Origin of the sequence: Ktedonospora formicarum, from assembly GCF_016587355.1 — a bacterium.
GTDB classification, from domain to species: Bacteria; Chloroflexota; Ktedonobacteria; order Ktedonobacterales; family Ktedonobacteraceae; genus Ktedonobacter; species Ktedonobacter formicarum.
This window is the reverse complement of sequence record NZ_BNJF01000002.1, coordinates 673,240-685,143: the sequence shown is the minus strand read 5'-3', so window position 1 is coordinate 685,143 and position 11,904 is coordinate 673,240. Positions and strand designations below refer to the sequence as shown.

General features: G+C 49.6%; 9 protein-coding genes. 1 reads left to right on the top strand and 8 read right to left on the bottom strand.

The genetic code is table 11. From position 1 onward, the window contains the following. Positions 1-30 precede the first annotated feature (30 nt). Genes K3T82_RS21945 through K3T82_RS21930 form a run of 4 tightly spaced genes read right to left on the bottom strand, consistent with a single transcriptional unit; the run spans position 31 to position 4,219 of the window. Positions 31-591, bottom strand: a complete 561-nt coding sequence (locus tag K3T82_RS21945; protein ID WP_220195688.1) for a ferric reductase-like transmembrane domain-containing protein — start codon at positions 589-591, stop codon at positions 31-33. A gap of 41 nt (positions 592-632) precedes the next feature. Further along, on the bottom strand, positions 633-1,634 hold the full coding sequence (locus K3T82_RS21940; RefSeq protein WP_220195687.1) for an FAD:protein FMN transferase: 1,002 nt from the start codon (positions 1,632-1,634) through the stop codon (positions 633-635). Next, a complete protein-coding gene (locus K3T82_RS21935; RefSeq protein ID WP_220195686.1) occupies positions 1,582-1,971 on the bottom strand; it encodes a hypothetical protein in 390 nt (129 codons plus the stop codon). The genes K3T82_RS21940 and K3T82_RS21935 overlap by 53 nt, the downstream gene beginning before the upstream one ends. A 22-nt stretch (positions 1,972-1,993) precedes the next feature. Further along, the gene (locus K3T82_RS21930; RefSeq protein ID WP_220195685.1) at positions 1,994-4,219 is read right to left on the bottom strand and encodes an ArnT family glycosyltransferase; all 2,226 of its coding nucleotides are present in this window, start codon (positions 4,217-4,219) and stop codon (positions 1,994-1,996) included. Between the two features lie 449 nt (positions 4,220-4,668). Between K3T82_RS21930 and K3T82_RS21925 the strand changes: the two genes are divergently transcribed. Then, positions 4,669-5,271, top strand: a complete 603-nt coding sequence (locus tag K3T82_RS21925; RefSeq protein WP_220195684.1) for an O-methyltransferase — start codon at positions 4,669-4,671, stop codon at positions 5,269-5,271. Between the two features lie 117 nt (positions 5,272-5,388). On the opposite strand, the gene K3T82_RS21920 is transcribed toward K3T82_RS21925, so the two are convergent. From K3T82_RS21920 to K3T82_RS21905, 4 genes are all read right to left on the bottom strand, one after another. Beyond that, positions 5,389-6,297, bottom strand: a complete 909-nt coding sequence (locus tag K3T82_RS21920; protein WP_220195683.1) for a class I SAM-dependent methyltransferase — start codon at positions 6,295-6,297, stop codon at positions 5,389-5,391. A 240-nt stretch (positions 6,298-6,537) separates the two neighbouring features. Further along, positions 6,538-7,362, bottom strand: coding sequence for a hypothetical protein (locus tag K3T82_RS21915; RefSeq protein WP_220195682.1), 825 nt, complete (start codon positions 7,360-7,362; stop codon positions 6,538-6,540). Continuing rightward, positions 7,316-9,853, bottom strand: a complete 2,538-nt coding sequence (locus K3T82_RS21910) for a hypothetical protein (protein WP_220195681.1) — start codon at positions 9,851-9,853, stop codon at positions 7,316-7,318. Before K3T82_RS21910 ends, K3T82_RS21915 begins: the two co-directional genes overlap by 47 nt. Positions 9,854-10,217: 364 nt before the next feature. Continuing rightward, on the bottom strand, positions 10,218-11,879 hold the full coding sequence (locus tag K3T82_RS21905) for an N-acyl-D-amino-acid deacylase family protein (RefSeq protein ID WP_220195680.1): 1,662 nt from the start codon (positions 11,877-11,879) through the stop codon (positions 10,218-10,220). Positions 11,880-11,904: the final 25 nt, after the last annotated feature.

The following is an 11,904-nucleotide window of genomic DNA, read 5'->3' as shown; positions in this document are numbered from 1 at the left end:
CCAAATAAGAGGACCTATCATATATGTTATTTAAGGAGTAGAAGGTACATTGTCGCTATCCGCTGCCGCTTTGATCAGACGGAATGCGAGCAAACCACCAACGAGCAGGATGCTGGTGGCATATAGGAATAGAGCCCATGTAGTGTCGCTATCACTACCTATGACAATTCCATGAAGAGTGGCCAGGACAAAAAGAAGAAGCGTCAGCAGGTGGAAACGCCGCCACCACTGATAGCCAATACGTGGGCGTAGCCATGTACTAATGCCAATGGCGATGCCCAGGTAGAAGGCGAGGATGCCCAATCCCATCCAAATTGTATGATAGCTGCTAGCAAAAGGGACAAAGATCTCAAACCAGCTAAAGTGAGTGTATGCATCAATCCAAATGGCGAGCAGATGAACGAGCGTGAAGATGAGGCTAAGCAGGCTCAGAAAGTTATGCATTTCGCTATTGATCAGGCGCGGCCACCATGGACCTTGCCAGCGGAGGCTGAGAACGAGCCCTATGATAACTGCCAGGGTGAGTAGCAGATAGGCTGTTAGTCCTCCCGAACGCGCAATATTCCAGGTGATAACATTCCATGTATCCATTGTTTGTTTCTTCTCTTCATATGTGCGTGAGAGAGCTTCTCTTACAGACTCCCTTTGGGTTGTTCTTCTCTCATACTCTCCACGGGCCATGGACCGGCGCTTGTCCAGTTCCCATCACTGTGAATGAATAGACCTGCTAATTTGTGACGAGTTAGCAATTTCGCGCCCTCTTCTGGCCCTAGCAGAAAGGCGGCTTTGGCAATCACTTCCGCCTGCTCGCAAGTGCCAGCGGCAACAGTGACCGACCAGAGCGTGTTCTGTGTAGGCTTACCTGAACGTGGATCAAGCAGATGATGGCGCTCAATGTTCCCCTGTCGCCAATGTCGGCGTGCGATACCAGATGTTGCCAGCGCACCATAGCGGAAAGGTATGACCCAGGAGGCGGTTGGACCATCGATAGCTAGAGGCCAGCTTCTATATCCAGGTGGAATGCCTATTGCCGCCAAATCGCCGCCAGCATTTATAAGTGCCATTCGTATACCATATTGGCTTAGTAGCTTCAGCGCTGCGTCCACAGCCATGCCCTTCGCGATTCCTCCAACATCGATACCACAGCCAGGTGGCAGGGATACACTTTTCGTACGGCTGATAAGCTGAACAGTGCGCCAGTCTCCGCCAGGACGAGAAGTGTCATCTCCTGGTGGCGCGTTGGTGGCTAACTTATTGAATGGGCGATCATAGCCCAGCTGGACCAATTGTGTGAGAAGTGTGGGATCAAAAAGCCCTTCGGTCATCTCGGCTGCGTGTAGTGAGGCCCGGATGACGCGAAAGAGTAGATCGCTCACTTTTACCGATTGGCCTGCCCGTTGATTAAGCTGTGAAAGCTCACTTTCGGGTTTGAAGCGACTTAGCGTTTTTTCCCAATGGGCGAAGAGATTGTGTACAGTTTCAGCGCCAGCATGAAGTGATTGCTCTGGTAGTAGCAGAGTAATTGTCGTACCCATAGCGCGAAACTGTGCCCGACCCATGTCAGGTGGTATAGTAAGTGACTCAGGATGCGTGGGATCTTGAGATAGGTGGTTGTTCCGGGTCGGAGTTCCCAAAACCGTAGCCTCCTTGCTCCCACGGCGAAGTGGTCGCATATGGTGATTGAGGTTGTGCTGTTGACTCATCTGATGACGAAGAGTTGCCCAACGTGGATTGTTGCTCATCACTGGCAACCTTATGTGTCATCACCAGACCACTCAATGTGCCGAAACCAACAAGTGCAGTGATAGCCATGCAACGTTTTAGCCAGCGAGAAACTGCCAGAGCTTTAGCCTTGGGCATACGGCGTGCTCCCAAGGAGGGAGCTTGCCGTGTTGCCTGATAGGCGTTCGCCGTCGAAGATGCGAATTCAGAAGGCGCTGAAAATGGTTTATGCAAATTTGGGTGTTTCATACTGACTGTCCTTATAATGGAGTTAATTTATTTTCGCGTTAGCACAATCATAGAGCCCACTGCTTGAACTGACATTGGCGTTCCCTGTACTCCATGTGCTAGTAGGTACTTCTGTACAATGGGTGGTGATCCAGCTTGTCAGATTGGATTGACCTCTTGGACTTCCATTTCCGCCAAAGATATTGCCTCTATCAAACCTATCTCGATTAGCTTGTCCAGAGGTGTTGTCCTGATCGAAGACTGGTATTTGTCTACCCATCCCAAAAGAGTTGAGCAGGAAGAAACGCACTGTCCCTTGAGAGACCATTGCAGCGAGTTGGTTGGTCGTCAGAATTGGGTCACCGCCACTGAAGCCACCCAGGGCCATGACTGGCTTGTTTGTTGTTAAAATGATGTTATCGGCTGTATTAGAGCTAGGCGTGGCGACGAGATAGGTCGCCTGGCCTTGATTTGCCTCAAGGTAGCGAAGCATGCCTTGATCCACATCAGCGTTCCTCCCAAAGCCATTACCACCGCCCAGGTTTCTCATGAGCTCAAGCCCCATGTTGCTATTTTGTGCGCGATCAGTGTCATTAGCTTGGGGAAGCGCGTTACTTGAGAAGTTGCCAGCGCGTCCAAAGCCACCATTGCCAGCGGGACCTGCGACTGGGAGCTGTGAAGCGCTATTACCAAGAACTGGAATCGCAGCCCAGACTGTTGGCGCTATGAGCAGAGCCAGAATACCTATGCTGAAGGCGGGGATCAGGTAACTCCTTGCGGGGAGTATCGCTCGAAGGTGAGGTGCGATACGATTGGCGACAAGGATGCCGACTGCTACGATGGTCATAACAAGGATCATCGGTGTCAAGAACTGACTCCAGGTTGGGTAATCAGCGAGAAGGTAGATTTGCTCTGCGGCGGTAGCGATCAGGGCTAATGGGAGTAGCCAGCCGCGCCAACCTGGCCCACGGAAGTCCCGCCACATGACAACCAGGCCAATCCCGAATAGAGCGCTCAGGGCAGGGGCCATCGTTGTTAGATAGTATTGGTGGAAGAAGCCAGCGACACTGAAGAAGATTCCCATCGTCAGCAACCACATACCCCATAGGATGAGCGATTGCTGCTCTCTATCATTCTGGAAGCGAAATTTGCGTTGCCATGCCAGGGTGAGCATCCCGAGGAGTGCTAGAGGAAGTATCCAGGCAATCTGTCCGCCAAGCTCACTCTGAAAGAGCCGCAGGGGGCCTGCTTCACCTGTTCCAAACATATTGCCACCACCAAAGCCTGGGCCTTGAGCGCTAATTGTACTTGTTGGTGGGAGCCCAGGTATGTTATCTAGCGTACTGCTCGAAGAGCCAGTGCCATTATTCGTCAATGGTATGGCGTTATTATTTATGCTGGCGCGGCTTCCACCACCAAAGCGTCCGAGTAGGCGGGTAATACCATTATAGCCGAAGGCTAGCTCAATTTCCGAGTTGGTCTGACTAGAACCAACATATGGACGTGCTGAAGCTGGGATCGCATCGACGATGACAAGCCAGGAGAGCGAAATGCTTGCCAGCAAGACACACGCCAGTAGTAGATGTATAACGCGCTTGCCAATGCGGTGAGGGGAGGCGAGGAGGTAGAGCAGGCCGAAAGCAGGCACGACAAGATATGCCTCAAGCATCTTAATATTGAAACCGATGCCGATAGTGACTGCACAGAGAAGCAGCCAGCGCAGGCGTCCGGTTTCGGCCGCGCGTAGCACCGCCCAGGCTCCTAGCAACATAACTAATGTGAGGGTGCTGTCAATGGTATTATTGCGGTTTGTGACGACACTAATCGGGCTGATCGCCAGAGCCAGAGCCGCCAGCAGTCCCGCGATTGTTCCAAAGTGACGGCGTACCAGCCAGAAAAGGAGAGCTACTGAGAGCACTCCTGCCAGAGCTTGTGGGAGAAGGATGCTAAAAGCTGTGAAGCCAAAGATTTTTGTGCTGATAGTTTGCAGCCAGAAGCCGAGCGGTGGTTTGTCGATGGTGACGAAGCCGCCAGGATCAAAGGAGACGAAAAAGAAGTTATGCAGATTATCACCCATGCTTTTCACACCAGCGGCATAATAGAGGTTCGGGTAACCCGTTTGCCCTAGTTGGTAGAAGTTCATGAAGATAGAGATGAGCATAATACTACCTAGAGCGCAATACCTCCAGAGTGATGAACGTGGGCGTATCTTCTGTTCTGAGACATCCTCAATGGGTTCTTGAACGATTGTATCTGTTGTGTCAGCCATAGGAAGTGTTTCCCTCTTTATTGTAGTGTTTTTAGAAAGATGATTTATGCCCTCGATGGTTGCATGATGGGTACGGTTTAGGTCTGATGCTGCCTGTTCATCCTTCATAAAAGCGCTGCATTATGTGTCCAATGTAATCCTCATTCATTGGCTTTTGATTGGAAACAGATGAGAGTTTTCCAATAAATGAGGCCATCTAATTTGTCAGGAAGCACAAGTGAGCAGCTTTCCTTTTATAGAAGAATTGATGCCTTGACTTGATATTCATTCCAGGATAATCAAAGTCTGGTCATGTATATGTAACAGGATAACAAGTGATGATGAGAAGAACATTGGAGACGAATGAGGAGTTTCTCATGCATCTATGTATTGAGTGGGGGAAAGAGCGTATGTTACACTCTTGAATATTTAAATAGTGGATGTATACGAGATAGTGAGAGGAGAGGCATATGGACGATGCCGATTTGAGGTCACTGCTAGATGAGCTTTACAAGAAGGGCATGGAAAATGATAAGCGTGAACACAACCGTGCTCATAAGATGTTAAATCTGGAACCTGAAACGGCGCACTTTTTGAACATCTTATTGCGCAGTAGCAGGCGCAAACATCTATTAGAAATTGGAACCTCTAACGGCTATAGTACAATCTGGTTGGCTCAGGCTGTTGCTCACAGTGATGGACAAGTCACCAGTATTGATCGGGACGCAAATAAGCAGGCGCTAGCGGATGAAAATTTGCGGCGGGCAGGACTGCGCAAAATTGTTGAACTTAAATGTGGCGACGCCACTGAGATCGTGAAAAGTCTGCCCGGTCCATTCGATTGCGTCTTCTTTGACGCTGACCGCTATAGCGCCCCTGCGCAACTGGCGTACCTCTTACCGAAGCTTACTGAGGACGTTATACTACTGGCTGATAACATTTTGTCACATCCTGAAGAGGTTGCAGGCTATCTGCAAGCATTGGAAATGTTGCCGGATTTCGAACGTATAGTATTATCGCTGGGCAAGGGTTTGAGCCTGGCCTATCGTGCAAATAATAGAGGCCTGTTATAGCAAGAGTTGCTAACCTGTATGGATTCTCATTAAATGCATGAGAGGGGTTGTACACGTTGTATTAAGTACAACCCCATTCAAAAAGGGCCGCTAGTTGAAATTGCTCAAGCCTCTATTTTAAGCCTGTGGTTTCTGTCCATAAGCCAGGAAAAAAACAAAACTTGTCTGTAGTCTCTCCCATTCCTGTGGAAGGGCCTCCCAGGTACGTTCATACTCCTTTTCGGAAGCGATACCTAGTTTTGCGCAGGCGACTCGTAGATTGTTAAAAACCAGGTGAAGATCCTTGCTCATCATTTCGCCAACGCGCCCTGCCCATTTACCCATTGGTATAGGGAGCGTTGTGTGTGTGATATTGGTGATCCCGGCATGAGTTAAGAGTATCGAAAGATTTTTAATTGGAGTGGAATCAAAGCCAGTTCTCGCTCCTGCTTGACGCCACCAATCTATTAAGCGTAATGAGTTGGGACCTCCATTAACAAACACATCGGCTACTTCAATCATCTCAACGAAGCCACCTGGGCGAGTGACGCGTGCCAGTTCATTGACAACAGGCTGCCAACTCTGGGCGGGGATGGCGGCGGCCAGTAGACGTTCATGCACAAAGTCAAATGCTTCATCTTGAAAGGGTAAGCCTTTTAGCACGTTACCTTGAAGCAACAAGCTGTTCCTGGGCATATTTGACATTGAAAGCGGTAATTCAATGTCAATACCCACGACCTTTGCATCCGTGAACTCTTGTGCCATTTCCTGAGGCCAGATGCCACTTCCACTACCTACATCGAGAATATCATGAATCTCTATTTTTGCCAGTGGCGCTATATAGTTGCCTCTGAGGAAGTGACGTAAAGCATAATGTTGGAAATTTAAGCGATCCTGTTCATTGATATCTTTGGGAAAGAAATAGGGGATATCTGTACGATAACGGCGCTGGTTGACGATCTCTTCTAAGGGCTTGGCGCGTCCGAATTGTTCTGGTTGTTCATCTGGTGTGCGTCGTTTTTTTGAGCCAAAGAGCCTATTTATCATACAATCTCTCCTGATATGATTGTAATTTTTATTGATGGTATATGTCTGCCGCATGTTTGGGCTGAAGTGAGTTTAACCATATTTTAATAATATCAACAAGCATCTAAACGTTCAATGGGCCATGCAAGCCATCGCATTAAGATTTCGTTAAGATATGCTTTTAAGACTGATAAATGGCATACAAGCATTCCGAAGCGGCTCCTTGTGCGGTTGGTTCGCACTTTCTACGGTATTTCACACTTAGCGCGGAGGGAAGAGGTGATTAAAGGGCCAGAGGGCTGAGAATACCGTCAGAGGTGAGATGCGACTTGCATGCTGGCGAATGGGAAGTGGTTGCGTGATGATGCTGGTTTGTGTGTCAGGTTGATGGTGCCAGAGCATCGCTCCAATACCAATGAATACCATGATGATTTCAAAGCTGATCAAGGGCCATTCGCTGGAGAGATGAGTCTGGAAGTTCCGCTTAAAGAGTAGCTCAATGAAGAGGAGGCTTAGACAGAGCATGCCGTAAGCGCTGAGGTAGAGCCGTTTGCGTTCTGACGTGCTGCGATAAAAGAGATGAGTGTGAGCAAGAAAAACGCAGATAGCCAGCATTGCGATTGCTACTGGCGGAGAGTCATCGCGCCACCACAAGATGATGATTAGTAGCCAGGAAAGGATACCTTGCACAACGAGGACTGGTCGTAGTGGCTTGAAGTTGCTTGCGGCTCGAAGTAGATTTGCTATGCGACCTTGCTGCTTAGAAGAAACCTCAATAGGTTTGAAGCAAAAGATGAACATGAGGAGCCAGAGAAGAGCAAAGAGGAGCCAGATCAGGACGATTTGTATTAGATATGGCATACCTTTGAGGTGACAGATGAGGGCTGCGTTTGTTTCTAATTGAGAGATCGAACAGAGCCAGGTATCCCAGATAGCCAACCCTGTGATGACGATGAGAGAGCTAAAGAAGGCGGAGAGCAACCACCAACGCGGATACCAGCCCATGTATGAGCGGATAGCTTCGGTGTCTGTATTTGTTTCATTGGTCTGCGCGGAAGATTCGTGTTTGAGTTCGGGTTGGCGCATCGGTGTTCTCCATTGCGAGGGCTTCGCCCTGGCTAAAAGTGGCGATAAGGAGCCATGGGTGAGCATCTGAGATGTAAACTGGATAAGCGTTTTCTGGAAAATGGGGGGAACCCTTTTGCAGATCAGCTTCACGACCACAAATAAAGGTCATGTATTGCTCAGCGCTATATGAGCCGGACTGATAGAGCTGGTTGCTGGCTTGGGACAGAGCTGCATGCCATACCTCGGGCTTCCCCAGCGCCGCATGTATCTCTACAAGATCGCCTGTACAGTAGGGACGCGCTATCTCATGAGTGAAAGCTGTTAGGTAATCGAGAAGATCCTCCGGAGCCAATGTCATGATGTTCTGGTCTTGCTCTACAAGCCCGGTTAGAAAGCGCCTCTGGATAGAGGATATAGCATGGTGCCAATCTTCAGTAGGCGAAGAGGTGCGGGCCTGATGAGCCTGCTCAGAAACATCTTCGAGCGTATTTTGACGTTTTTCTTGAAGCGGATCACCATTTGCGACGAGAAAATCATGGATGCTAGCAGGGCTCTTGAAGAGGTTAGTCTGAATAATAGAGATCTCTTTTGTAAGATGATTGTGAACCTTGCTGAGTTTTTCTGTGAGGGTGTCCAGATGGATATGTAGTATGCGTATCTGCTTCTGAAGCTCATCGAGTAGCTTCTGGCGTAATAGATCCTCGCACAATTCACAGTGATATGCATAATAGCGACGATAAAAACTCAAAATATCTTCACGTGCTTCACGTGCTGCTATACCTCGTTGGTAGGCAAAGAGACTATGTCCGCTCAAAATGGTAAAAATGATTGTTCCTATACCCATATATGTGATGGCTGCGGGATAAATGCTAGGAAGCGTGATGAGAACGGCGAAGATAAAGGGAAGAGCAATCAAAAGTAGAGCCAATGGTGAGGGGACACGACTTTGGCGGATCTTACGACGCTCTTCAAGATGTTGAAGGATGGTCATCTCGCGCTTTGAAAGCTGGTCCGATTGGGAGGGCTCAGGTGTACTGGCATAGAGCATTTCAGTGGAGATTTGAGCACGCGAGGCAAAATCTTGTAGCGCCGTTTCATAATCATGTACGTGCTCGTAATGCCAGCATTCAATATAAGCCTGAACCTGTTGCAGCCAGGCATCGAGTTCCTTAATATAAACACCTGCTAGCAAGAAACCGCTATCTTCGAGCAGGTATAACTGTTCAACAGTCGCCTGAATCTCATCACGTATGCGGCTGGTGGTTGCTTCCCAGGCATGCGTGGCAATCTCGTTCCATGCTTTATACTGCATGCTGGCTCTGCTGGCTTGGCTAGAGATAAGCTCTAACCATGAGTTCGTATCATTGATTGAATGCCTGGAGATGCCATATAGGTACTCAGGCCAGAAACAGGCGAATAGGGCACGTGTCCGCTCGTAGAGGCACCGATAGAGGCGTGTGTATTCAACTGAATAAATTTGCATGTGTGCTTCTGGACGTGATATACGTCCAAGTATTGCCAGGCTGGGAAAACGACGCCCACCAATATCTGGTCGTTGCGTATGCCAGAGGCGCTGTGGACCGTTTGCTAGTGGGCGTTCCTGTGTGTCATATATCCATTCCGCGAGCGAGGAGACGAGGTTATGGGCTCCCGCCTGTATCTCTTTACTGCGTGAGGCAGGTATTGATGGCTCGTTGATATTTTTAAGCCAGCGCGTGAGCAGGTCGATACCCAGGCGCATACTACAATAGTGCAGAATGGTGTCGTGTGGGCAGAGAATCAGGCTTGTGCCCAGGCTACCAACACACAGGTGGGCATCGGAGACGGCTCCTCCACACATGATCTTTTCAAAAAACGGTTCGGTGGTAATACCAGTTGCTAGCAACGCATAGAGTGCTTCGGCGGTGATATAGTGGGTCTCATTCTCAGATAAAAAAGTCAGAGTGGGATGTGTTAGCTCACCTTGATAGAGGTAACAGAAACTCGCATTACCAACCAGGGGCTTGAGCGGAGTTGGGAACTCATGGAGAGAATGGGGTGAGAGGTGAGCTGGAAGTGCCCCCGTTTCTAGATCTGTATGTAGGACATAGCAGACAAGGTTATTTGCCTTCATGAAGGCTAAGCGAGTTTGGATGATATGGAGTACTTCTGGAAGTGGACTATGGGCCGGATCGCCAATGATATAAACTTGCGCTCTGGGGTTCGGGACCGGATAGCCGGCTCTTGTGATCGCAGTAATACATTTGCTTGCCTGCACTTCTTTGATAGCTTCCTCTAATAGATCTGGAAGTGCCAGAGTGGTATCTTGAACGAGAGAATGAGTAAGGGGAAGGCGTTGAGCCTGGTGTGTATCTGAAGCGTAATGAAGTAGGGCAATCCCCTGACAAAGTATGCTATCGAGTGGTGCCAGGCGCAAAATAGCCTGAAACTGCTCATAGATAGCGCGGCCTATGTCGTCAATAAAGAGGAGCAAGCCAGGACGAAAACGTAGGTCGATACGTGGTCGCATGTCTTTCCTTCTCTCATGAAGCAGATGCCAAATCTTGACAGGCTGATCGTATTACAGGCATAGGTATATGTTGGATAACAAGTTCTGGCAGGAGAGTATTAGAGCCAACGGCGTTTCTGTTGCATGAGGAGTGGAACATAGGCATTTATCTCTTCTAAAACTGTGCGCTAAGACAACTTTTCTCTCTTCACTATAGCGCTTCTCCACAAAAGCGAGTTAGCCCTCATGTAAGCTGAGGAATGACTGTGGGCTGTTTAGCGAGTCATAAAAACCACCAAGCAGCCCACATTTGATGGGCATTTGTGCGTGACCATGTTGTTTTATCGGATAAATGATGTATTATGAGATGGCTGGATTGTGACCACTACATATTTTTTGAATTGTGTGTGCCAGGCCCTTTGACAAACTGACCAGGTGTCGCGCCGGTATGCTGCCCTTGTGCAATGACGCGTGTTCCATTTACCCAGACATGATGGACACCAGTTGACAATTGGTGCGCGTCGGCAAAGGTCGCGCGGTCGCTAATGATTTGGGGATCAAAGAGCACAATATCAGCGTAATAGCCGGGACGAAGAAGCCCACGTTCACGTAATCTCAGGCGAGTTGCCACTGCTCCAGTCATCTTACGAACGGCTTCCTCTAGTGAGAAGAGGCGTTCTTCACGGACGTATTTACCCAGTACGCGCGGATAGGTGCCATATGCGCGAGGGTGTGTCGGCCCAAGTTCCGTTTTCGCCCAGGCAGGGTCTACGCCACCTGCATCGGTTGAAATAGTGACCCAGGGTTGGCGTAGACCCTGCTTCACATTGTTCTCATCCATGCTAAAGTAAATAGTGAAGATGCGCTGTTGTTCCGAGACCAGCAGGTCAAATGTGGCATCAATCCAGTGCTGGCCTCGCATGGCTGCGATCTCCGAGAGCCGCCTCCCCACATAGATTTGATTCTCAGGACGTTCGAAGCCAATCGGCATAACCCCTTCAGCACCGATGCCATGAGCCATTGCCTCCCAATCGCCAGAGGGATTGAGCACTTCAGCGCGTACCTTATCACGAATGGCTGAATCGTTTAGGCGTTCATAGAGCGAACCACCTTCTGCCAACCATGGCGGCAAAATGGAGGTCAGGCCTGTGCCCGACCCTACATAGGGATACATGTCAGCAGTTACATCCAGGCCGCTATCCCGCGCTTGCTGAATACGTTTGATAGCTTCCTCCATCCTGAACCAGTTTTGTGAGCCGCTAGCTTTGAGATGATAGATCTCAACAGGCAGATTCGCAGCTTTGCCAATGGCAATCGCCTCTTCAATCGCGTCTAGAAGCTGGGCACCTTCGGAGCGAAGATGTGAGATGTAGATTCCACCATAGCGGGAGGCTATCTTTGCCACCTCGATCAATTCATCAGTAGTGGTGTAGGTATCAGGTGGATAAATCAGGGCATAGGAGACGCCAAATGCGCCATCCTCCATCGCTTCTGCCATGACGCGGCGCATTGTTGAAAGCTCGTCTGGCGTTGGTGTGCCCATGCGCAGGCCCATCGCATATTCGCGCAATGTTCCTCCACCCAGGAATGAGCCAACATTAGGGCTAACTCCCCGCCTGACCAATGCCTCCAACCAATGACGAAAGCGCGTCCAATCTTTCGCCTTTTCCACCCATTCCCCGGCCAGAGCATGCTCCCGCTGTGACAGGTCCGCCAGGCTATCGGCGATATGCCCGCCCACAGGCGCGGGTGTCCAACCTTCGCCCATTATCTCTGTCGTCACGCCTTGCGTGATTTTCGAGAGATCGTGTGCATCATGGAAGAGCGGTATGTGTGAATGGCTGAGAATATCGATAAAGCCGGGTGAGGCAACGAGCCCCTCAGCCTCAACAACCTCACGCGCGGCTCCAGTTGAGATCTGCCCGGGAGGCATAATGGAGCGAATGTGGCTACCCTCAATGGCGATATCTCCGTAATACCAGGGATTGCCGCTCCCATCTACTATCTGAGCTCCTCGAATAAGCGTCTCAATGCTACCTATCGTCACGTGTTAACCTCTTACTTTCTAGTTC

Coding starts and splice junctions, on each gene's coding strand:
- K3T82_RS21945 (WP_220195688.1), bottom strand. CDS start 591: ATGGATACATGGAATGTTATCACCTGGAATATTGCGCGTTCGGGAGGA.
- K3T82_RS21935 (WP_220195686.1), bottom strand. CDS start 1,971: ATGAAACACCCAAATTTGCATAAACCATTTTCAGCGCCTTCTGAATTC.
- K3T82_RS21930 (WP_220195685.1), bottom strand. CDS start 4,219: ATGGCTGACACAACAGATACAATCGTTCAAGAACCCATTGAGGATGTC.
- K3T82_RS21925 (WP_220195684.1), top strand. CDS start 4,669: ATGGACGATGCCGATTTGAGGTCACTGCTAGATGAGCTTTACAAGAAG.
- K3T82_RS21920 (WP_220195683.1), bottom strand. CDS start 6,297: ATGATAAATAGGCTCTTTGGCTCAAAAAAACGACGCACACCAGATGAA.
- K3T82_RS21915 (WP_220195682.1), bottom strand. CDS start 7,362: ATGCGCCAACCCGAACTCAAACACGAATCTTCCGCGCAGACCAATGAA.
- K3T82_RS21910 (WP_220195681.1), bottom strand. CDS start 9,853: ATGCGACCACGTATCGACCTACGTTTTCGTCCTGGCTTGCTCCTCTTT.